Raw genomic sequence first — 21,499 nt, forward strand, 5'->3', positions numbered from 1 at the left:
GGAGCGCCCCGACACGGAGGAGGGACTGGGCACGGAGGAGGGAGCGGGGACGGTGGAGCGTCCGGGCACGGGCCTCGGGTCTCCCGCCCCACGGCGGTGTTGATGTCCAGGTTCAGGGGCGGCGGTCGTCGCGATCTGCCGCTTCCTCCTGTGCCTGCTTGGCCTGGACCTCGGGGTCCAGCTCGGACTGGCCTGTGCCGTCGACCGACGTCAGGCGGCCCGTCTCGGGCACCTCTGTCGCCGCGGGCGGTTCGACCAGCCAGTCGGGGTTGGCCTGCTTGTCCCACCACTTCCAGGCGACGAAGGCGCCGCCCGCCAGAATTCCCAGGATCGCCAGCCCCTTGGCGAGCCGGCCGGCCTTCGCCCGCCGCTCGTGCTTGCGGACCAGCTTCTGGATCTCCTTCGGCGAGACCTGTCCGCGGAGCGCGGCCAGTGCGGCCACCCCGCGCGCCGCGGCCTCTTCGCGTACGGGCTGAGCGGCGGCCACCGCCTGCTCGATCCTCGGCTTGGTGTAGTCGGCGGCTTGATGAGCCGCCTGTCGGGTACGGACGGCAGCCGTATGGGCAGCCAGGTCCACCTTCGGCGGTACATGCGTACGGGCCTGTTCGAGGCGCGGCGCGAGGTGGGCGTCGTATTGGACGCGGGCCTGATCGGCGGCCAGCGACATCTTGGGCGCGAGCCGTACGCGTGCTTCGTTCGCGTAGTGCGAGGCCCGGTCCTTGGCTGTGTCGGCGTACGGCGCCACCACTTCCGCGGCGTGCAGCACGCTGTCCTTCGCCGAACCGGTCGCGGCGCGCACGCTGTCAATGCGGGTCACGGGTTTTCCTCCTCCTCGGTGGCGTACGTGGGCGTTCGGGTACCCCAACAAAGGCACAGTTCACCTTTCCACCCTTTTCGAGATCATGCCCCCCGCGGGACCGCGAGGCATGCGAGATGGGGCATACGGGGCAACGGGCGCTTGTCGTCGACAATGCCACGGATCGTCGCCTCGCGCCCCGCTCCGGGGAGGACTCGACCGGATTTCCGCAAGCGTGACGCCCGGTTGTTCGCCCGGAGGTGGTGGTCGGGCGACGGGTGACCCGGTACGTGCGAGGATCGGGGGGTCAAAAGAAGGCAACGGAAGGCAGATCGTGGCTGAGCAGCTTTACGCCACCCTGAAGACCAACCAAGGCGACATCGAAATCCGGCTCCTGCCGAACCATGCGCCCAAGACGGTCCGGAACTTCGTGGAGCTCGCCACGGGCGAGCGTGAGTGGAGCAACCCCAGCACGGGTGAGAAGTCCACGGACAAGCTCTACGACGGCACGGTCTTCCACCGGGTTATCAGCGGATTCATGATCCAGGGCGGTGACCCCCTGGGCAACGGTACCGGCGGCCCCGGCTACCAGTTCGAGGACGAATTCCACCCGGAGCTCGCCTTCGACAAGCCGTACCTGCTGGCCATGGCCAACGCGGGCCCGGGCACCAACGGCTCGCAGTTCTTCATCACCGTCTCCCCGACGGCCTGGCTGACGCGTAAGCACACCATCTTCGGCGAGGTCACCGACGAGGCCAGCCAGAAGGTCGTGGACGCGATCGCCGACGCCCAGACCAACCCGCGCACCGACCGCCCGGTCAAGGACGTCGTCATCGAGTCGGTCGTCGTCGAGACCCGCAAGGGCTGAGACCCGCAGGGGTTGAGCCGCGCGAGGGCTGAGACCCGCAGGGGTTGAGCCGCGCGAGGCCTGAGTTTCGAAGGGCCTGAGTCTCGAGGGGCTCATGCGGGCGCGCCATCGGCTTCGATCGCTCCCGCAGGGAACCAAACGCCCCGCTCATCCGTAAGGATGGGCGGGGCGGAGCATTGTGTACGACGGATTGAGGGGACCCCCATGGACCAGGCGCCAGGCAGCCCGCAGGGCCCGCGGGACCAGGGACCGCAGGACGCCCAGAGCCTGCCCACCTGCTACCGGCACCCGGACCGCGAGACCGGCATCCGCTGCACCCGTTGCGAGCGCCCGATCTGCCCCGAGTGCATGGTCAGCGCCTCCGTCGGCTTCCAGTGCCCCGAGTGCGTCCGCAACGGCTCCGGCACGGGGCACTCACCGACGGCCTCCCAGCCGCGCACCCTCGCCGGCGGCACCATCACGGCGGACCCCCGACTCGTCACCAAGGTCCTGATCGGGATCAACCTCGCCTTCTTCCTGGTCCAGTTGTCGGTGGGCGACAGATTCACCGACCGCTTCGAGCTCATCGGCCAGGCGGCCTTCTCTGCCTACGGCCCGATCGAGGGCGTCGCGGAGGGCCAGTGGTACCGGCTGCTGACGGCGATGTTCCTGCACGGCAGCTATATCCACATCATGTTCAACATGCTCAGCCTGTGGTGGATCGGCGGCCCGCTGGAAGCGGCGCTCGGCCGCGCCCGCTATATCGCCCTGTACGTCGTCTCGGGCCTCGCGGGCAGCGCGCTCAGCTACCTCCTCGCCGCCCCGAACCAGCCGTCGCTCGGCGCCTCCGGCGCGATCTTCGGCCTCTTCGGCGCGACCGCCGTCCTGATGCGCCGGCTCAACTACGACATGCGCCCCGTCATCGCCCTGCTCGCGATCAACCTGGTCTTCACCTTCAGCCCTGGATTCAACATCGCCTGGCAGGCCCACATCGGTGGCCTCGTCGGCGGTGTCGTCATGGGCTATGCGATGGTCCACGCACCCCGCGAGCGGCGTGCCCTGATCCAGTACGGGGTGTGTGCCCTGGTCCTGGCCGCAGTGGTCATCGCCACACTGGTCAGGACCGTTCAGCTCACCTGAGCAACCGGCGTTGTCCACTGAGCGACCGATGTTGTCCACAGATCGTGGTGGATCTTGTGCACGCTGTGCGGGAACAGCTGTGCCCCCTGGCGCTGACCTGAGTTTTCCCAGGTCAGGCAGGGGGCGAACACGCTTCCGGATACCGGTAGGTCAGTCACACCGGCGTCAATGCCGGATGGGTTATCCACAGATCGTCTTTCTTTTCCACCTGTGGACAACGGCTGTGGATAACTCAGGGGATAGCCGTGGGCAGAGCTACTTCCACTGCGTCGAGACGCCGAATCCCGCCGCGATGAACCCGAAGCCGACCACGATGTTCCAGTTGTCGAGCGCGTCGATCGGCAGCGAGCCGTCCGTCACGTAGAAGACAACGATCCAGGCGAGGCCGATGAGGAACATCGCCAGCATGGCCGGTGCGACCCAGCTGTTGCTGGTCAGCTTGATATTGGTCGCCTGCTTCGCCGGGGGCGGCGTGTAGTCGGCCTTCTTGCGGATACGTGACTTCGGCACGAGGGTCTCTCCTGTCGATGCGCTGCGTGGCCGCGCAGGGAACTGGGGCGGGCTCCGGGGCAGCGTACAAGGGGACACTGAGCGCTCCCCCGGGCGTCAGTTAGCGTAGTGCTTCCGCGGCGTCTAAGGAGATAAGGGTACGTTGAGCAATTCTGCCGACTCCCCAGGGACGGGTTCCAGTCCTGCCGATACGCGCCGATTCCGGCCCGTGCGCGTGCTCACCGCGGCCGTCTTCGCCCTCGCCGGACTTATTTTCTTCACCAGCTTCAACACGGCCAAGGGCACCAATATCCGCACGGACGCCTCCTTGCTGAAGCTCTCCGACCTGATCCAGGAGCGCAGCCACAAGAACGCGTCGCTCGACGAGTCCAACGGCACCCTGCGCGACGACGTGGACGCGCTCGCCGGGCGGGAGAACGGCAGCAGCAAGGCCGAGGACGCCAAGCTCGCCGCGCTGGAGAAGAACGCGGGCACCCAGAAACTCAAGGGCGAGGCCGTCACGGTCACCCTCAACGACGCCCCGCCGAACGCCACGGCCAAGCTCCCCGGCTATCCCGAGCCGCAGCCCGACTACCTGGTCATCCACCAGCAGGACCTGCAGGCCGTGGTGAACGCCCTGTGGCAAGGCGGCGCCCAGGGCATCAAGGTGATGGACCAGCGGCTGATCTCCACGAGCGCCGTGCGCTGCGTCGGCAACACCCTGATCCTCCAGGGCCGGGTCTACTCCCCCCCGTACAAGATCACCGCGATCGGTGACCCGCAGAAGCTCCAGACGGCCCTTGCCGAATCCACGGCGATCCAGAACTACATGGTGTACGTCAACGTCTACGGGCTCGGCTGGAAAGTCGAGGAGGACGGGCCAGTGACTCTGCCCGGCTACTCGGGCACAGTGGATCTCCACTACGCAAAACCTGTGGAGTAGCCGAAGCCGCTGCCGCTGGGGGGTCCTGTGTGGGTGCGAGTGGTCGTCAGGACGTTGAGCGAACTGTGCATCACCATCGGCGCCCTGATCGTGCTCTTCGTCGTCTACGTGCTGTTCTGGACGGGCGTGAAGGCCGACAGCGAGATGAACCACCAGATCGACGAACTCCAGAAACAGTGGTCCAAGGGCTCGGTCGCACAGGAGTCCAAGGCGCCCACGGCCCCGACCAGCCCGGCCGACAAGAGCCCCGAGGCGCCCACGAGTCCGAAGGCGCCCGCCCCCTACGCGTATGGCAAGCCCTTCGCGGTCATGTACATCCCGCGTCTTGGTTTCACGTGGAACAAGCCCGTGCTCGAAGGCACCGGTACGGGCGTCCTCAAGAAAGGTCTCGGCCATTACCGGGGGACGGCCCAGCTCGGACAGACGGGGAACTTCGCGGTCGCGGGTCACCGTCGTACGTACGGCGACCCCTTCAAGGACTTTCCCAAGCTGCGCCGTGGCGACGCGGTGGTGCTGACGGACGGGACGACCTGGTTCACGTATCGGATCGACAAAGGCCCCTACAAAACAGTTCCCACGGACATTGAGGTGATCGATCCTGTACCGCGTAAGTCCGGGTACACAGCTTCGGGCCGCTATCTCACGCTGACCACGTGCGACCCGGAGTGGGGACATAGTCATCGGCTGATCGTCTGGGCACACCTTGATGCCACACAGCCCGTAGAGGCTGGAAAACCCGGGGCTCTACGCCGTTAGTCTGGTCCCGTACGGCGTGAGTCCGGTGATGTGGAGCGTGGCTCTGGTGCCGTGGTGCGACGGAAGGGACGGCATGTACGGCTTCATCTGGCGGCATTTGCCGGGGAACGCATGGGTGAAGGCGCTGATCTCACTCCTGCTCGTCCTCGGAGTGGTCTACGTGCTGTTCCAGTACGTCTTCCCGTGGGCCGAACCGCTCCTTCCCTTCAACGATGTGACGGTGGACGACCAGTGAGCACGCGGATTCTCGTCGTCGACAACTACGACAGCTTCGTCTTCAACCTGGTCCAGTACCTGTACCAGCTGGGCGCCGAGTGCGAGGTGCTGCGCAACGACGAGGTGTCGACGGCACACGCTCAGGACGGCTTCGACGGAGTACTCCTGTCGCCGGGCCCCGGAGCCCCCGAACAGGCCGGAGTCTGCGTCGACATGGTCCGGCACTGCGCCGCGACCGGCGTTCCCGTCTTCGGCGTCTGTCTCGGCATGCAGTCGATGCAGGTGGCGTACGGCGGTGTCGTGGATCGGGCGCCCGAGCTGCTGCACGGCAAGACCTCGCTCGTCGAGCACGGGGGGAAGGGCGTCTTCGCGGGACTTCCGTCGCCCTTCACGGCGACGCGCTACCACTCGCTGGCGGCCGAGCCCGAGACCGTGCCGGCCGAGCTGGAGGTCACGGCCCGCACGCACGACGGGATCATCATGGGGCTGAGGCACCGTGAACTCCCGGTCGAGGGCGTGCAGTTCCACCCCGAGTCGGTGCTGACCGAGCACGGCCACCGGATGCTCGCCAACTGGCTGGCGGAGTGCGGCGACAAGGTGGCCGTGGCGAGGTCGGCGGGGCTCGCCCCGGTGGTGGGCAGGGCCACGGCGTGACCGCGCTGCGCCCCGAGCGCGAGTCCGGCGCCGCCTACGGTGACGCCGGAAAGGACGGGTCCTCGTACGGGCAGCAGCCGTACGGGGCGCCCGGCGCGTTCGAGGCCGCGGTGGAACAGCTCACGGACCCGCTCACGGACCCGCTTACCGATCCCCTCCCGGACGCACGGTCTGCAGGGCGGCACGCGGCCCCGTCGGCCTCCGTCGCGCCGCCCTTCGCCGCGCCGCCCGCCACCGGGCCCGAGGTCTGGTCCGAACAGGACTGGTCCGGCCAGCACCGGTACGCCGGGGACGGACCCGAGGCGTACCCGCGGAACTGGCAGGGGGCCTCACAGGGCACACCGCAGGGCGCCTACGAGGAAGTACGGCAGCCGTATGCGGAGCCGACGGCCCCGCCCCCCGCGCCCGCATACGACGAACCCCTGACCCGGCCCGTGCCCGTGTACGACAAACCGGTCGTCGCTGAACCAGCTGTCGCCGAACCTGTCGTAGCTGTCCCGCGGTTGGACGACGAGACCGTGGCGCTGCGGGCCTCGGAGGTCTCCGTAGCACGGCGGTTGGCCGCGAGCGAGCCCATACCCGCCGTGGGGGGCCGTGCGGCGCGGCGCAAGGCGGCCCGGCGTCACGGGCGCCGTGGTGGCGCCCATGAGCTCCACGAGGGGCCCCAGGGACCCCAGGAGCCTCTGGACTCCCAGGAGTCGGCGGAGGAGCCCGTTGAGGCGCCGCTGAGCCGTATGGAGGCCCGGCGTGCGGCGCGAGCGCAGAAGCCCGGCGCGGCCGTCATCGTGAGCCGGGTGATCGGTGAGGTGTTCATCACCACCGGCGTCCTGATGCTGCTGTTCGTGACCTACCAGTTGTGGTGGTCGAACGTGCGGGCGCATCAGCAGGCCGGCAACGCCACGCACCACCTCCAGGAGGACTGGGCGGAAGGCAAGCGGAGTCCGGGGACGTTCGAGCCCGGGCAGGGGTTCGCCATCCTGCACATCCCGAAGCTGGATGTGGTCGCGCCGATCGCGGAGGGCATCAGCAAGACGAAGGTGCTCGACCGCGGAATGGTGGGCCACTACGCCGAGGGCAGCCTGAAGACGGCGATGCCGGACGCCAAGACGGGCAACTTCGGCCTCGCGGGGCATCGCAACACCCACGGCGAGCCGTTCCGGTACATCAACCGGCTGAAGCCCGGCGACGAGATCGTGGTCGAGACCCAGGACGACTACTTCGTGTACAAGATGACGTCGATCCTGCCGGCGACGTCTCCGTCGAACACGAGTGTGCTGAATGCGGTCCCCCCGGGGTCGGGTTTCACGGCACCGGGCCGCTACATCACACTGACCACCTGTACGCCTGAATTCACCAGCAAGTACCGCATGATCGTGTGGGGCAAGATGGTCGAGGAACGCCCGCGCAGCAAGGGCAAGCCGGACGCGCTCGTCGAGTAGGCGAGCGGGAGCACCGTCGGGCAAGGGCGGGGCGTACGTGAGACGAACTGAGACAGATCAGACGGGGCAGATGCACAGTGGCAGCGAGGACCGACCACGACGAGCGCACCGACGCCGACGCTGAAGTGCCCGCACTAAAACGCCGTGGACCCGGCCGGATCGCGATGGCGGTCAGCGTTCTCGGTGAACTCCTCATCACCGCGGGCCTGGTGCTCGGTCTGTTCGTCGTCTACTCGTTGTGGTGGACGAACGTCGTCGCGGATCGCGAGGCGGACAAGCAGGGCGACAAGGTCCGCGACAACTGGGCGCTGGACGACAGCGGCCCCGGCGCCCTGGACACCAAGGCCGGCATCGGCTTCCTGCACGTCCCGGCGATGCACGACGGCGAGGTCCTCGTGGAGAAGGGCACGTCGACGAAGATCCTCAACGACGGTGTCGCCGGCTACTACACCGACCCCGTCAAGGCGTCACTGCCGACGACGGGCAAGAACGGCAACTTCACGCTCGCCGCCCACCGCGACGGCCACGGCGCCAAGTTCCACAACATCGACAAGATCAAAAAGGGCGACCCGATCGTCTTCGAGACCAAGGACAAGTGGTACGTCTACAAGGTCTACGGCATCCTCCCGGAGACCTCGAAGTACAACGTCGAGGTGCTCGGCTCCGTCCCCAAGGAATCGGGCAAGAAGAAGGCGGGCAAGTACATCACCCTGACGACCTGCACGCCCGTCTACACGTCCCGGTATCGGTATGTGGTCTGGGGCGAGTTGGAGCGCGTGGACGAGGTGGACAGTGCCCGTACTCCGCCCAAGGAGCTGAGTTAGCGCGACGTTTCGTCACAGGGCAGAGCTTCGATTCCCCACCCCACCCGCTCAACGAGGGGAAGTATCAAGATGCGGTCGACTCTCGTACAGAAGGCCGGAGGTAAACCGTGACAGGCATCTCCTGAACGTGAAGGAGCCCCGGCGCCATCTGCACAGGCACCGGGGCTCCTTTCACGAGGAGGCGGCGTCAGCCTGACGTGCCGCCGAAGATGCCGCCGTTGCCGTTCCCGCCGTTGTTGCCGCCGATACTCGCGGTCGTCAGGGTGATCGTCGTGCCGGCGGGGTTGTCGACCTCTGTGCCCGCATCCGGGTCCTGGTCGACGACAAACGCGGTGTCGCTCCCGTCGCTGCCGTTCGCGATCCGGATGTCGGTGAAACCCTGTGCCTGCAGGATCTGCCTGGCCTCCGCCACGGTCCGCCTGAAGACGTCCGGGACCTTCGTCTTCTGTGCCTGCGCCTTGCCGATCTTGATCTGAACCGTGGAGTTCTTGTCGGCCTGCTGTCCGGCCTGCGGCGTGGTCTCGAAGACCTTGCCGAGCTGGTTCGGGTCGGTTACCTCCACCTCGCTGCAGATGCCGACCAGGTTGCTGGCCGTCATCTGCGCCTGGGCGGCTTCACAGCTCGTCTGGCCGATGACATCCGGGACGGTGGCCTTCTCCTCGGCCTTGGCGATGGTGAGGGTGATCGTCGACCCCTTCTCCACTTCCTTGCCGAGCTTCAGGTCCTGCGCCAGGACGGTGTTCGGGTCCTCCGTGGACACCTGGGTCTTCGTCTTGACGTCGAACTCGTACTCGTCGCCCTGGAGCAACGCCTTGGCTTCGTCCAGGCTCTTGCCGAGGACACTCGGCACCGCGACCTTCGGCGCCCCGGTGGACACCACCAGATTGACCGTGGTGCCCTTTTTGACCTCCGTGCCTTCCTTCGGGTCCTGGGAGCAGATGTTGCCCGTCTTCTGGGCCTCGCAGGGCTCCTTGGCGAACGCCAACTCCAGGTCGGAGTTCGTGGCCAGCTTCTTGGCGTCTTCCTGGGTCTCGTCCACGAACCTCGGTACGGACACGTTCGAGTCGGCCGGGTTGTCGCCGCTGGTCGCCCACTTGCCGATCAGGATGGCGCCGATGAGCACCAGCACACCCGCAACGACCAGCAGGATCGTCGAGGTGTTCGACTTCTTCTGCTGGCGGCGTCGGGGTGGGCGGTCGTCGTAGCCGTAGCCGCCGTCGTCCGGGTTCATCGGGGGGAGCATGGACGTGGCCTGGGCGTCCGTGGAGCGCAGGGCGGTGGTGGCCTGGTCGTCCTGGTAGCTGCCGTAGCCGACCGAGCCCATGGCGGCGGTGGCCGCGACCGGCTGGCCGTCGAGGCAGGCCTCGATGTCGGCGCGCATCTCGTCGGCGGACTGGTAGCGGTAGTCCGGGTCCTTGGTGAGCGCCTTCAGGACGATGGCGTCCATCTCGGGCGTGATCTCGGGGTCGAAGACGCTCGGCGGCTGCGGCTCCTCGCGTACGTGCTGGTACGCCACCGCGACCGGGGAGTCCCCGATGAACGGCGGGCGGACCGTCAGCAGCTCGTAGAGCAGACAGCCCGTCGAGTAGAGGTCCGAGCGCGCGTCGACCTGTTCGCCCTTGGCCTGCTCCGGGGAGAGGTACTGGGCGGTGCCGATGACGGCCGCGGTCTGGGTCATCGTCATGCCGGAGTCGCCCATGGCGCGGGCGATGCCGAAGTCCATGACCTTGACCTGGCCGTTGCGCGTCAGCATGACGTTCGCCGGCTTGATGTCTCGGTGGACGATGCCCGCGCGGTGGGAGTACTCGAGGGCCTGGAGGATGCCGATGGTCATCTCCAGGGTGCGCTCGGGCAGCAGCTTGCGGCCCGAGTGCAGCAGCTCGCGCAGCGTGGACCCGTCGACGTACTCCATCACGATGTACGGGATGGAGATGCCCTCGATGTAGTCCTCACCCGTGTCGTACACGGCGACGATCGCGGGATGGTTGAGCGAGGCGGCCGACTGGGCCTCCCGGCGGAACCGGGCCTGGAACGACGGATCACGTGCGAGGTCGGCCCGCAGCGTCTTCACCGCCACCTGGCGACCGAGCCGGGTGTCATGGGCGAGATGGACCTCGGCCATGCCACCACGGCCGAGCACGTGGCCCAGCTCGTACCGGCCGCCGAGGCGACGCGGCTCTTCCATAGCTACCTACCAGCCCTCTCCGTCGGTCCCGACCGCACGCATGTGTGGTCCGGCGGTGTGCCGTCCGGGCATACCGTACCCGGATCGGCTTGTGTGACCTGGCCAAGCCCGTCACCCGATACAGGACCGGTATCGCAACGTGCACCGATGTGAAGGGGACGTGACGGGGTTCACTTCTTACTGTCGAGTACTGCCTTCATCACGCTCCTCGCGATGGGGGCGGCGAGGCCACCACCCGAGATGTCGTCCCGGTTGGCGCTCTCGTCCTCCACGACCACGGCGACGGCGACCGGGGAGCTGCCGTCACTGGTCTTGGCGTACGAGATGAACCAGGCGTACGGGTTCTCGCTGTTGTCGACACCGTGCTGGGCGGTACCGGTCTTGCCGCCGACGGTGGCGCCGGGGATCTGCGCCCGGGTACCCGTGCCCTTCTCGACGACCGTCTCCATCATCGACTGGAGGATCTGGGCGTTCTCCTCGGAGAGCGGCTCGCTCATCTTCTCGGGCTCGGTCTGCGAGATGACGTCCAGGCCCGGGGCCTGCAGCTTGTCGACCATGTACGGCTTCATCAGCGTGCCGTTGTTGGCGACGGCGGAGGCGACCATGGCCATCTGCAGCGGGGTCGCGGCGGTCTCGAACTGACCGATCGAGCTGAGCGCGGTCTGCGGCTTGTCCATCGACTTGGGGAAGACGGAGGCGTTGGAGCGCACCGGCGTGAACTGCTCGGAGTTGAAGCCGAACTTCTCGGACTCCGCCAGCATCTTGTCCTTGCCGAGGTCCGCGCCGATCTTGCCGAAGACGGTGTTGCAGGAGAACTGCAGGGCGACCCGCAGGGTGGCGTCCTTGCAGGGGATGTTGCCCTCGTTCTTCAGCTCGGTCGTGGTGTTCGGCAGGATGTACGGCAGCGGCGTGTCGGTCTTCTCGTCCGCCGAGGTGTACAGGCCGTCCTCCAGGGCCGCCGCCGCCGTGACCACCTTGAAGGTGGAGCCCGGCGGGTAGGTCTCGCGCAGCGCCCGGTTGAGCATCGGGTCGTCGGGGTCGTTCTTCTTCTGGAGCTTCGACCAGGCCTTGCCGTCAACGCTCGTCGAGTTCCCGGCGAACTTCGACGGGTCGTACGAGGGAGTGGAGGCCAGCGCCAGGATCGCGCCGGTCTCCGGGTCGATCGCGGCGACGGCGCCCTTGCCCTGCTTGAGCAGACCTTCGTACGCGGCCTTCTGCGCGGCGGCGTTGAGGGTGGTGACGACGTTGCCGCCCTGCTTCTTCTTGCCCGTGAGCATGTCCAGGGTGTTGCGGAAGAAGAGCTGGTCGTCGTTGCCGGTGAGGATGCCGTCGTTGATGGACTCGAGCTGGGTGGCGCCGAAGGCCTGCGAGGCGTACCCGGTGACCGGCGCCCACATCGCGCCGTCCTTGTAGGTGCGCTTGTACTCGAAGTCGTTGAAGCTGTCGCCCGAGGTCTTCTTGGAGCCGGTGATCGGCTCGCCGTCGACGATGATGTTGCCGCGCGGTGTGGCGTATCGCTCGATGGCGACGCGGCGGTTCTTCGGGTCGGACTTCAGGGAGTCCGCCTGGACGTACTGGAGCCAGTTGTCGCGGATCAGCAGGGCGAGGACGAGGAGTCCGCAGAAGAGCGCGATCCGGCGCAGGGGCTTGTTCACGGGCGGACCACCTGGGTCATCTCGGCGTCGGGGCTGGGGGCGGGGGCGGGCGCCGGGCGGCGTGCGGTGTCGCTGATTCTGATCAGGATGCTGATCAATGCCCAGTTGGCGATGACGGAGGAGCCTCCGTAGGCCACGAACGGCATCGTCATACCGGTCAGCGGGATCAGGCTCATGACGCCACCCGCGACGACGAAGACCTGGAGGGCGAAGCCGCCGGAGAGGCCGACGGCGAGGAGCTTGCCGAACGGGTCGCGGGCGGCGAGCGCCGTGCGGACGCCGCGCTCCACGATCAGCCCGTAGATCACCAGGATCGCCATGACGCCGGCGAGGCCCAGCTCCTCGCCGAAGGTGGCGAGGATGAAGTCGGAGTTGGCGGCGAACTTGATGAGGTCGGAGTTGCCCTGGCCCAGGCCGGTGCCCAGGGTGCCGCCGGAGCCGAAGGCCCACAGGGCCTCCATGGACTGCTCGGAGTGGCCGGCGACGCCCTGCTGGCTGAGGAGGTACTCGCCCATGGGGTCGAGCCAGGCCTGGACGCGCATCTTCACGTGCGGTTCGAAGGAGGCGACGCCGACGGCGCCGGCGGCGGACATCAGCAGACCGAAGACGATCCAGCTGGTCCGCTCCGTGGCGACGTACAGCATGATCACGAACATGCCGAAGAACAGCAGCGAGGTACCGAGGTCGGTCTCGAAGACCAGGATCAGGATGGAGACGAACCAGACGACCAGGATCGGGCCGAGGTCGCGTCCGCGCGGCAGGTAGAGGCCCATGAAGCGGCGGCTGGCGAGAGCGAGCGCGTCGCGCTTCACCATCAGATAGCCCGCGAAGAAGACCGCAAGGATGATCTTCGCGAACTCGCCGGGCTGGAGGGTGCCCAGGCCGGGAATCGAGATCCAGATCTTGGCGCCGTAGACGTTGGCGCCGAGGCCGGGAACCAGCGGCAGCAGGAGCAGGACGAGGGCGCCGAACATCGAGATGTAGGTGTAGCGCTGCAGGACGCGGTGGTCCTTCAGGAAGATCAGCACGACGACGAACAGGGCGATGCCCAGGGCGGTGTAGAGCAGCTGGCGGGGTGCGGCCTCCACGTAGGCGTCCAGCGCCTGGAGCCGCTTGGACCGGTCGAGCCGCCAGATGATGACCAGACCGAGTCCGTTGAGGAGGGTCGCCAAGGGCAGGAGCAGCGGGTCCGCGTACGGCGCGAACTTGCGTACGGCGAGATGCGCGACTCCGGCCAGCAGGCCGAGGCCCAGACCGTAGCCCAGCAGGCCCGCGGGCACTTGGTTCTTGATGGCCAGGCCCACGTTGGCGTACGCGAACACCGGGATGACAACGGCGAACACCAGCAGCGCCAGCTCGGTGTTGCGGCGGCTCGGTGTGCCGATGGAACCGATGGTCGACGTGTGGTGCGTCGGCGTGTTCGTACTACTGCTCATGGTGTGACAGGGCCCCTCACGGCTTCTTACTGCTTACCGCACAGCGAGACCAGCTTCTGCTCTTCGTCGGAGAGGCTGGGGCCGGGTGTGGGAGTGGGTGCGGGTGCGGTCGTGGAATTGGAGGACGACGGTGCCGAGTTCGAGGGATTCGGCGCCGTCGGCGTGGCTGTGGCCTTGGACGTCAGAGAGGCGGTTGTGGTTCCCGTGGTCCCACCTGCCTCGCCCTCACCGGTCTTCGCGTTGTTCGTCGTCTCGGCGGCGCGGCGCTTGGCGTCCTTCTCGCATGCGGAGGCCTGCACGGCGAGCTCGCTGATCTTCGACTGGGCGTCCTTGAGGCCGCCCTCCGCGATCGTCGCCTTGAGCTGCTGCTGCTGGTACGGCGGTAGGTACTTGAGTTCGATCTCGGGGTGGTCCTTCTCCACCTTCGAGAGCGAGACCCAGGCCAGGTCCTGGCTGATTCCGCGGTACAGCGCGACGTGCTCGCCCTCGGTGCCGACGTAGTACTGCGTCTGCGTCCAGCGGTAGCCGCCGTACAGACCGCCGCCGATGACGGCCAGCGTGAGCGCGGTGTAGAGGGATCTCTTCAGCCACTTGCGTCCGGTGCGCGGCTTGACGAAGTCCTCGTCGGAGTAGTCGCCGAAGCCGCCCGCGGGTACGTAGCCGGTGGTGTCGCCGCCGCTGCCGGGCGGGCCGAACTCGCCGCCACCGCCCTGTCCGGGTACCGGACGGCCGAGGCTGGAGGCGCGCCCCGCGGGCGTCTGCATGGCGCCGTTGTCGTGCAGCTGGTGCTGCTGGTTCTCGGCGACCGCGCCCACGACGACCGGGGTGTCGGAGAGCTGGACGGCGAGGGTGTCCCCGCCGTCGATGTCGAGGACGTCGGCCACGATGACCGTGATGTTGTCGGGGCCGCCGCCGCGCAGCGCGAGCTCGATCAGCAGCTGCACGGTCTCCTGCGGGCCCTGGTAGCTGGCGAGGGTCTCCTCCATCGTCTGATGGGAGACGACGCCGCTGAGGCCGTCGGAGCAGATCAAGTAGCGGTCGCCGGCGCGGACTTCGCGGATGGAGAGGTCCGGTTCGACGTGGTCGCCGCTGCCCAGCGCGCGCATGAGGAGGGAGCGCTGGGGGTGGGTGGTGGCCTCTTCCTCGGTGATGCGTCCCTCGTCGACGAGGCGCTGCACCCAGGTGTGGTCCTGTGTGATCTGCGTCAGTACGCCGTCACGCAGCAGGTACGCGCGGGAGTCGCCGACGTGCACGAGACCGAGCCGCTGACCGGTCCACAGGAGGGCGGTGAGGGTGGTCCCCATGCCTTCCAGCTGGGGGTCCTCCTCGACCATCATCCTGAGCTGGTCGTTGGCGCGCTGCACGGCGGTGCCGAGCGAGGTGAGGATGTCGGAGCCGGGCACGTCGTCGTCCAGCGCGACGATGGTGGAGATCACCTCGGAGGAGGCGACCTCACCGGCGGCCTGGCCGCCCATCCCGTCGGCGATCGCGAGCAGCCGCGGACCGGCGTAGCCGGAGTCCTCGTTGCCCTCGCGGATCATGCCTTTGTGCGATCCGGCGGCGAAGCGCAGTGACAGACTCATGCGCACCTCGCCCGTCGGCTCCGGGTACATCCGCACGGTGCCCACCCTCCGGTCGGGAGCGCGCGGGCGTCCAACGCGTGGACCGCCGCTGCGTGCTCGCTCCGCTCGCGCTCATTCATGACGTAGCACTACTTCCGCAGCTCGATGACGGTCTTGCCGATGCGGATCGGTGCGCCCAACGGAATCGGCGTGGGGGTCGTCAGTCGGCTCCGGTCGAGATACGTGCCGTTGGTGGAGCCGAGGTCCTCGACGATCCACTGGCCGTCCCGGTCCGGGTAGATCCTGGCATGGCGGCTGGACGCGTAGTCGTCGTCCAGCACGATGGTGCTGTCGTGCGCGCGGCCCAGGGTGATGGTCTGCCCCTGGAGCGCGACCGTGGTTCCCGTGAGGGTGCCCTCGGAGACGACCAGCTTGGTGGGGGCGCCGCGCCGCTGTCGGCCGCCGCCGCTGGGTGCGGCGGCCTGCTGGCGCTGTTGCGGCGGCGCGGCCTGGCGCGCGGCCTGTTGCGGCCTGGCGGCGTCCCGGCGCGAGCCGCGCTGTGTGACGCGCGTTCCGAACAGGTCGCTACGGATGACCTGCACGGCCACGATCACGAACAGCCACAGTACGGCCAGGAAACCCAGCCGCATGACCGTGAGGGTCAGCTCTGACATTGCCCCCGCTTCACCCTTCGGCTTGCCGGTAAATGATGGTGGTGCTGCCCACGACGATCCGCGAGCCGTCGCGGAGCGTAGCGCGGGTGGTGTGCTGCCCGTCCACCACGATGCCGTTGGTGGACCCGAGATCCTGGATCGTCGAGGGCGTTCCGGTCCGGATCTCACAGTGCCGGCGGGATACGCCGGGGTCGTCGATCCGCACGTCGGCTTCGGTGCTGCGACCCAGCACCAGCGTCGGGCGGGAGATCTGATGGCGGGTGCCATTGACCTCGATCCAGTGCCGCATGCGGCCGCCGGCCTGCGGTCCTGCCGTCGCGCCGGGCCGGGAGGCCATGGGCGTGGGGCCGGGGCGCGCGCCGGGCGGCGGTGCGGACGGCATGGGGGGAGCGCCCATCGGACCAGGACCGGCGGGCTGGGCGGTCGGCGGATAGCCGTAGCCGCCGCCACCGGGCCGACCCGGGGGCGGGCCCGCGGGGGCGCGCTCGGGTGCCTGCTGGTCGGTGGAGGAGGCGAGAGTACGGCTCCGCACCCGGTACAGACCGGTGTCGAGGTCGTCCGCCTTCTCCAGGTGGACCTTGATGGGGCCCATGAAGGTGTAGCGCTGCTGCTTCGCGTAGTCGCGCACCATGCCGGCGAGCTCGTCGCCGAGCTGGCCGGAGTAGGGGCTGAGGCGCTCGAAGTCGGGCGTGCTCAGCTCCACGATGAAGTCATTGGGTACGACGGTCCGGTCGCGGTTCCAGATGGTGGCGTTGTTGTCGCACTCCCGCTGGAGTGCTCCGGCGATCTCCACTGGCTGGACCTCGGACTTGAACACCTTGGCGAAGGTGCCGTTGACCAGACCTTCGAGACGCTGCTCGAACTTCTTCAGGACTCCCATGGGGCACCTCCTCCTTCGTAGCCGTCCTGGTACTGCTTACTGATCGTATCCACGCGTCGGGAAATCGGCTGGTTCCCCCTGTCGGCCCGGTCGCCGGGTTGTCGACGCCTTCCGGAGTCCCCTCCCGAAGTTCCCTCCGGGGCTCCTCTTCGAACACTTCCCGGCACTGCTTCCTGCACTGCTTCTGCCAAGGATCGTAGAGGCGGCCCGTCACCAGTGTCCCGCACCCGACCGTGCACCTGGTCCGGCTCCTGGGGAGATGGCCCGGACCGGTACGAGGTTGATACGTGAACCGGTTCTTGTTGATACGTGGACCAGCGCCGAAGTGCTCGGAGCTGGGGCGCACGGGAGGTGGCCTGGGCCGGAGCCGGGCGGGAGGGGGCGGGAGGGCGGGGAAAGGGATGTGAATCGGCCCCTGGCACCGTGCTAATCTTCTGCATGTCGAAAGGCGCTCACCCCACTCGGTGGGAGACGGACGACACATTCACTGCGCGAGTGGCGGAATGGCAGACGCGCTGGATTCAGGTTCCAGTGCCCGCAAGGGCGTGGGGGTTCAACTCCCCCCTCGCGCACAGCGAAGAACCGATGAACGGGTCTTCACCAAGGACGAAAGTTCTGGTGAGGGCCCGTTTCTCGTTGTGGTGGTGGGCTGCGGTCCGGACCGTGGTGCGGGGCAGGGCCCCGGCGGTGAGGTATCTCACGCTCGGGGCCCTGCTCTTTGCGCAGCTGATTGTTCTTCGGGTGGGCCGGGGTGGCCGCGTCGACCGCTGTGTCACCGACGGCCCGGGACAGGTCCTAGTCGAGCCGGGAGACCTGGTAGTGGCTGATGTACCAGCCCTGCTCGATGCGCTTCACCAGGACGCCGAGGTTGACCTTGACGGCAGGCCGATCGGTGAACGAGAAGTCGACGTTCAGGTACCCGAATACGAGGCCGTCGGCGGGGCGTCTGGTTTCGAGAATCTGGTACGCGGCCGTCATCCCGAGGGGCTGTGAGTCGTAGTAGGCGGCGATGCCCGGCCTGCCGACGCTGTAGGGGCGCAGTCCCTGGAAGATCGCGTCCTCGGTGAACTGGGAGGCGACCTGCTGTGGTTCGTGCCTGTCGACCGCGGCCTTCCACTGGTCGAGGACGCCGCGCAGGATCTCTTCGTTGTCTGTGGTGCCGCTCATCGGATTGTCGTATCCCCATCGTCCGTAGGGTCAGTGGCCGGCGCTCTGGCCGCCGTCGACGTGGAGGATCTCGCCGGTGACGAACGCGGCGTTCTCCAGGTAGATCACGGCGTCGACGATGTCGCTCTGCTCGCCCATCCGGCCGACCGGGTGCAGGGCGGCGAGGGCGGCATGGGTCTCCTCGGGGTGCATGGGGGTCTTGATGGTGCCGGGGGATACGGCGTTGGCGCGGATGCCGCGGGTGGCGTACTCGATGGCGAGGGACTTGGTGGCGGACTGCAGGCCGCCCTTGGTCAGCGAGGTCAGCACGGAGGGGACGTTGGCATCGGCGTTGTCGACCAGGCTGGTCGTGATGTTGACGATATGGCCGCCGCCCTGGGCGAGCATGCGCTCGACGGCCAGCTGGGTGATGCGGAAGAAGCCGGTGACGTTCACGCCGGTCAGAGTGGCGTAGTCGTCCTGGGTGTAGTCGGTGAAGGCCTTGGCGACGAAGACGCCCGCGTTGTTGACCAGGGTGTCGATACGACCGAATCGCTCGATGCCGGCGGCGATGACGCGTTCGGCGGTGGCGGGGTCGGCGATGTCGCCCTGGACGGTCAGGATGCCCTGGTCGCTCGCGGGGGCGATGCTGCGCGAGGTGGCGACGACGGCGTAGCCGAGCTTGCGGTAGGCGTCGACGAGGCCGGCGCCGATGCCCTGCGAGGCTCCGGTGATGACGGCGACCTTCTGGTCCGACTGGTTCTGAGAGCTCATGATGACCCCGTGGTAGCCGACCGGTCGACTATTTGGAACCTAGGCGGCTCGGGGGGAAGAAGTCAAAGGTCAACAGGGCCCTGGCCAGGACCGGCTTTCTCCCTGCTGGTAGGCGTGGCCTTCCAGCCCATGTCAGCCGGGGGTGGGGCCTGTTCTAGCGCCGGTGCGGGTCGCCGTCGGGCAGCCAGGCGCCCGGGGCGTTGATACCGAGGTCGCCCACGTCGTCGCAGAGGGCATCGATGACGGCGAGGACGGCGGGGCGGTCCTCGCCCTCGCGCCAGACCAGGGACCAGGTCCAATAGATCTCCGGTGCGGCGACCGGGCGTCGGACGAGGTCGGGGGGCAGCGGTGTGGTCTGGCCCTTGGGGCAGTTGACGACCGGGCGGCTGCTGCGGCGGACGTGATCGAAGAAGGCTGGTCCGGTGATGCCACCGTCGGAGATGTGCACCGCGCGGGCCCCGCTGTCGCGGGCCAGTAGTTCGGCGTAGTCGTTCCAGGACGACCAGGAGGTGGTGTCGTCGTCGAGGAGGACGACGGTGTCCGGGGCGGGCACGACGCTCGTGTCGTCGCCGGTGGCCACCGCGTAGAGCCGGTCGGCGCCGATGAGCCGGGCGTGCAGGCCACGGTGTTTCAGGTCCTCGGTCCGCACCCAGCACACCGCGAGGTCCAGGCTGCCGTCGGCGACCCGGGCGGCTTGAGTGTGCGAGGGGGCGATCCACGCGTCGATGTGGAGTCGGGCGACCGCGGCGGTACGGGCGGTCAGGTCCGGCGGGAGCCAGTTGACGTAGCCGAGCCGTACCGGCTGCGAACCGGACAGTTGAACGGCGCGCCGCTGGAGGTCGTCGGCCCGTTCCAGCAGGGCGCGGGTGTGCGGGAGCAAGGCTGAACCGGCGGGGGTGAGGGACACCGAGCGGCGGTCGCGATCGAACAGTTGCACGCCCAAGTCGCGTTCGAGCGCCTTGATCTGCTGTGACAGGGAGGGGCCCGCGATCAGCAGGCGCTCGGCGGCCCGGCCGAAGTTCAGTTCCTCGGCGACCGCGACGAAGTACCGCAGTTGGCGCAGCTCCACGCTCGTCATGCTACGGGCGTGCGAGGCCATGGCTCCCAGCAGGGAGGAGGCCGGTCGTGGCGCCGCCCCTGGCGGCAGGCGGACGATGAGGGCGGGAAACCCCGACGGCAGGTGAGTCGGCGGCTTTCGCCGCCGCCCGTTGGACGGGTTGGGCGTGCCGACTTCCGGTACGTCGGCCGCCGTCCGACCTGACCTGGGCGGTCGGCCCCCTGAAAACCCAGGCCACAACTGAAAACCCAGGCCACCACCACTTGGGCGTTCCGGTCGTCGCCGGACGCCCCACCGAGCGGAGCAGGACCATGCGCGAGTTCCTGGTCGAGATCACCACCACTGTCCCCGAGGGAACCAGTCAGGACGAGGTCGACCTGCGGCGGGCCGCCGAAGCCGTCCGCGCCCGGGAACTGGCCGGCACCGGCAATCTGGCGCGGCTGTGGCGCCCGGTCGGCGAGCTGCGCAGCATCGGCATCTGGCGGGCCGCGGACGAGGACGAGCTCCACGAGAAGGTGCTCGGCACCCTCCCGTTGCGCCCGTGGATGACGCTCACCGTCACCGCGCTCGAGTCCCACCCCAACGACCCGGGCCGGACAGACACCACACCATGACGGCAGGCCCCGTTCGCACTCACCGCAGCAGCCGTGACGGTGAGTGCGGACCGCCCGGAAACCCGCACGACCGCACAAGGATTTCTTCATGAGCGTACGAGCCCTGCGCGCTTCCTCGCCTCGAGGAGTCGACGCGCTCCGCTCGCCCTGGGGGCACGTCGCCCAAGCCGCTGCGGCACTCGCCGCGGGCATGGGGGTCGGTCGGTTCGTCTACACCCCGATCCTCCCCCTGATGCACACCCAGGCGGGACTGTCCGCGGGTGCCGGTGCGAACCTGGCCACCGCCAACTACATCGGCTACCTCGGCGGCGCGCTCGCCGGCATCCTGGCCCCCGCGCTGGTCCGCTCAGCCGCCCTCCTGCGCATCTCCCTCATCGTGCTGACCGGCAGCCTGGCCGCCATGCCCGCCACGCACTCCACAGCCGTGTGGATCGCGCTGCGGCTGCTGTCCGGAGTGGCGAGCGCTGTGATCTTCGTCATCGCCGTCAGCTCCCTCCTCAGCCACCTGCGGGAGCACCCGGCTCACCTGCCCGGCTGGGGTTTCGGCGGAGTGGGCGCCGGGATCGCGCTGTCCGGTCTGCTCGTCCTCGTTCTGCGCTCCGTGGCCGACTGGCGGGCTGCCTGGTGGGCCTCGGCCGCACTCGCCGCGGTCCTCGCCGCCGCCTCGTGGAACCTCCGCCCCGAAGCATCACCCGCATCACCCGCATCACCCGCATCACCCGCATCACCCGCATCACCCGCGGCGTCCGCGGCGTCCGCGGGATCCGGCAGGACGCGTACGCATCGCTGGTTCACCGCGCTGTTCGCCTCCTACACCCTGGAAGGCATCGGGTACATCGTCGCGGGCACCTTCCTGGTGGCCGCGATCGAGCAGAGCTCTCCCGGCCGGCTCGGCAGCGGGGCTTGGGTGCTGGTCGGACTGGCGGCTGTGCCGTCCTCGGCGCTGTGGGCCCGGCTCGGGCGCCGTTGGTCCCGCCCCGACCTGCTGCTCGCCGCGCTCGTCATCCAAGCGGTCGGCATCGGTCTGCCGGCCCTGATCGGTGGAGCAACGGCTGCCTTGGTCTCCGCGGTGCTGTTCGGCGCGACCTTCATCGGCGTCAGCACCCTCGCCCTTGCCGCGGGGGACCACCTCCAGTTCCCCCGCTCCGTCGCGCTCCTGACCGCCGGATACTCCGTCGGCCAGATCCTCGGCCCCCTGCTTGTCGCGCCACTGCTTCACCACGGCTACCACCAGGCCCTCATCCTGGCCGCCGTCGTGGTCCTCGCGGCCGCCGCGGCCGCCGCCGTGCTGCGCATCGGCTTCCCGCACCACATGGTGGTAGTGCGACATGCCGCCCCGGTACGCCGGTCCGAATCGGCGCAAACCGCTCCGGACCAGGGCGGACGAGGTGCCTGATGGAGACGGGGTGCCT

21 protein-coding genes and 1 tRNA gene are annotated in these 21,499 nt (G+C 68.4%); 11 read left to right on the top strand and 11 right to left on the bottom strand.

Features of this window, described 5'->3' with window-relative positions; translation table 11 throughout:
• Positions 1 to 112: 112 nt before the first annotated feature.
• Positions 113 to 817, bottom strand: coding sequence for a DUF5324 family protein (locus AB0D57_RS38545; protein ID WP_362084573.1), 705 nt, complete (start codon positions 815 to 817; stop codon positions 113 to 115).
• 313 nt (positions 818 to 1,130) lie between these two features.
• Here AB0D57_RS38545 and AB0D57_RS38550 point away from each other — a divergent pair, with 313 nt between their 5' ends.
• Both AB0D57_RS38550 and AB0D57_RS38555 read left to right on the top strand, forming a co-directional pair.
• Entirely contained in the window at positions 1,131 to 1,664 is a 534-nt protein-coding gene (locus tag AB0D57_RS38550) for a peptidylprolyl isomerase (RefSeq protein ID WP_362084576.1), read from the top strand.
• Between the two features lie 204 nt (positions 1,665 to 1,868).
• A complete protein-coding gene (locus AB0D57_RS38555; RefSeq protein ID WP_362084579.1) occupies positions 1,869 to 2,783 on the top strand; it encodes a rhomboid family intramembrane serine protease in 915 nt (304 codons plus the stop codon).
• 255 nt (positions 2,784 to 3,038) lie between these two features.
• Here AB0D57_RS38555 and crgA read toward each other — a convergent pair whose 3' ends face one another.
• The gene (gene crgA, locus AB0D57_RS38560; protein WP_362084582.1) at positions 3,039 to 3,293 is read right to left on the bottom strand and encodes a cell division protein CrgA; all 255 of its coding nucleotides are present in this window, start codon (positions 3,291 to 3,293) and stop codon (positions 3,039 to 3,041) included.
• A 142-nt stretch (positions 3,294 to 3,435) separates the two neighbouring features.
• On the opposite strand from crgA, the gene AB0D57_RS38565 reads away from it, so the two are divergent.
• The 6 genes from AB0D57_RS38565 to AB0D57_RS38590 all read left to right on the top strand — a co-directional run bounded on the left by AB0D57_RS38565 (position 3,436) and on the right by AB0D57_RS38590 (position 8,104).
• Entirely contained in the window at positions 3,436 to 4,215 is a 780-nt protein-coding gene (locus AB0D57_RS38565) for a DUF881 domain-containing protein (protein WP_362084585.1), read from the top strand.
• A 33-nt stretch (positions 4,216 to 4,248) separates the two neighbouring features.
• On the top strand, positions 4,249 to 4,971 hold the full coding sequence (locus AB0D57_RS38570) for a class E sortase (RefSeq protein WP_362084588.1): 723 nt from the start codon (positions 4,249 to 4,251) through the stop codon (positions 4,969 to 4,971).
• A gap of 28 nt (positions 4,972 to 4,999) precedes the next feature.
• Positions 5,000 to 5,206, top strand: a complete 207-nt coding sequence (locus tag AB0D57_RS38575; protein WP_362084660.1) for a hypothetical protein — start codon at positions 5,000 to 5,002, stop codon at positions 5,204 to 5,206.
• The gene (locus tag AB0D57_RS38580; protein WP_362084591.1) at positions 5,203 to 5,841 is read left to right on the top strand and encodes an aminodeoxychorismate/anthranilate synthase component II; all 639 of its coding nucleotides are present in this window, start codon (positions 5,203 to 5,205) and stop codon (positions 5,839 to 5,841) included. The genes AB0D57_RS38575 and AB0D57_RS38580 overlap by 4 nt, the downstream gene beginning before the upstream one ends.
• Positions 5,838 to 7,280, top strand: coding sequence for a class E sortase (locus AB0D57_RS38585; protein ID WP_362084594.1), 1,443 nt, complete (start codon positions 5,838 to 5,840; stop codon positions 7,278 to 7,280). The genes AB0D57_RS38580 and AB0D57_RS38585 overlap by 4 nt, the downstream gene beginning before the upstream one ends.
• Positions 7,281 to 7,357: 77 nt before the next feature.
• Positions 7,358 to 8,104 (top strand): class E sortase, encoded by a 747-nt coding sequence (locus AB0D57_RS38590; RefSeq protein WP_362084597.1) that lies wholly within the window; start codon positions 7,358 to 7,360, stop codon positions 8,102 to 8,104.
• 187 nt (positions 8,105 to 8,291) lie between these two features.
• On the opposite strand, the gene pknB is transcribed toward AB0D57_RS38590, so the two are convergent.
• The 6 genes from pknB to AB0D57_RS38620 form a co-directional block, all read right to left on the bottom strand.
• Positions 8,292 to 10,289 (bottom strand): Stk1 family PASTA domain-containing Ser/Thr kinase, encoded by a 1,998-nt coding sequence (gene pknB, locus AB0D57_RS38595; protein WP_362084600.1) that lies wholly within the window; start codon positions 10,287 to 10,289, stop codon positions 8,292 to 8,294.
• 170 nt (positions 10,290 to 10,459) lie between these two features.
• Positions 10,460 to 11,944 (bottom strand): penicillin-binding transpeptidase domain-containing protein, encoded by a 1,485-nt coding sequence (locus tag AB0D57_RS38600; RefSeq protein WP_362084603.1) that lies wholly within the window; start codon positions 11,942 to 11,944, stop codon positions 10,460 to 10,462.
• Positions 11,941 to 13,380: an FtsW/RodA/SpoVE family cell cycle protein gene (locus tag AB0D57_RS38605; RefSeq protein ID WP_362084606.1), complete on the bottom strand. Its 1,440-nt coding sequence runs from the start codon at positions 13,378 to 13,380 to the stop codon at positions 11,941 to 11,943. Before AB0D57_RS38605 ends, AB0D57_RS38600 begins: the two co-directional genes overlap by 4 nt.
• Before the next feature lie 26 nt (positions 13,381 to 13,406).
• Positions 13,407 to 14,993 (bottom strand): Stp1/IreP family PP2C-type Ser/Thr phosphatase, encoded by a 1,587-nt coding sequence (locus tag AB0D57_RS38610; RefSeq protein ID WP_362084663.1) that lies wholly within the window; start codon positions 14,991 to 14,993, stop codon positions 13,407 to 13,409.
• Between the two features lie 98 nt (positions 14,994 to 15,091).
• Positions 15,092 to 15,616: an FHA domain-containing protein gene (locus AB0D57_RS38615; protein ID WP_362084609.1), complete on the bottom strand. Its 525-nt coding sequence runs from the start codon at positions 15,614 to 15,616 to the stop codon at positions 15,092 to 15,094.
• Between the two features lie 10 nt (positions 15,617 to 15,626).
• A complete protein-coding gene (locus AB0D57_RS38620; protein ID WP_362084612.1) occupies positions 15,627 to 16,496 on the bottom strand; it encodes a DUF3662 and FHA domain-containing protein in 870 nt (289 codons plus the stop codon).
• A 489-nt stretch (positions 16,497 to 16,985) separates the two neighbouring features.
• Between AB0D57_RS38620 and AB0D57_RS38625 the strand changes: the two genes are divergently transcribed.
• Positions 16,986 to 17,068 (top strand) — tRNA-Leu (locus tag AB0D57_RS38625).
• A gap of 223 nt (positions 17,069 to 17,291) precedes the next feature.
• Here AB0D57_RS38625 and AB0D57_RS38630 read toward each other — a convergent pair.
• From AB0D57_RS38630 to AB0D57_RS38640, 3 genes are all read right to left on the bottom strand, one after another.
• Positions 17,292 to 17,663, bottom strand: a complete 372-nt coding sequence (locus AB0D57_RS38630) for a hypothetical protein (RefSeq protein ID WP_362084615.1) — start codon at positions 17,661 to 17,663, stop codon at positions 17,292 to 17,294.
• A gap of 30 nt (positions 17,664 to 17,693) precedes the next feature.
• Entirely contained in the window at positions 17,694 to 18,416 is a 723-nt protein-coding gene (locus AB0D57_RS38635; protein WP_362084618.1) for an SDR family oxidoreductase, read from the bottom strand.
• Positions 18,417 to 18,570: 154 nt separating this feature from the next.
• A complete protein-coding gene (locus tag AB0D57_RS38640) occupies positions 18,571 to 19,494 on the bottom strand; it encodes a LysR family transcriptional regulator (protein ID WP_362084621.1) in 924 nt (307 codons plus the stop codon).
• Positions 19,495 to 19,784: 290 nt separating this feature from the next.
• On the opposite strand from AB0D57_RS38640, the gene AB0D57_RS38645 reads away from it, so the two are divergent.
• Positions 19,785 to 20,087, top strand: a complete 303-nt coding sequence (locus AB0D57_RS38645) for a muconolactone Delta-isomerase family protein (protein WP_362084624.1) — start codon at positions 19,785 to 19,787, stop codon at positions 20,085 to 20,087.
• 190 nt (positions 20,088 to 20,277) lie between these two features.
• On the top strand, positions 20,278 to 21,483 hold the full coding sequence (locus AB0D57_RS38650; protein ID WP_362084666.1) for a YbfB/YjiJ family MFS transporter: 1,206 nt from the start codon (positions 20,278 to 20,280) through the stop codon (positions 21,481 to 21,483).
• The last annotated feature ends 16 nt before the right edge of the window (positions 21,484 to 21,499 follow it).

The sequence above is a fragment of the Streptomyces sp. NPDC048275 genome, from assembly GCF_040652275.1.
Classification (GTDB): domain Bacteria; phylum Actinomycetota; class Actinomycetes; order Streptomycetales; family Streptomycetaceae; genus Streptomyces.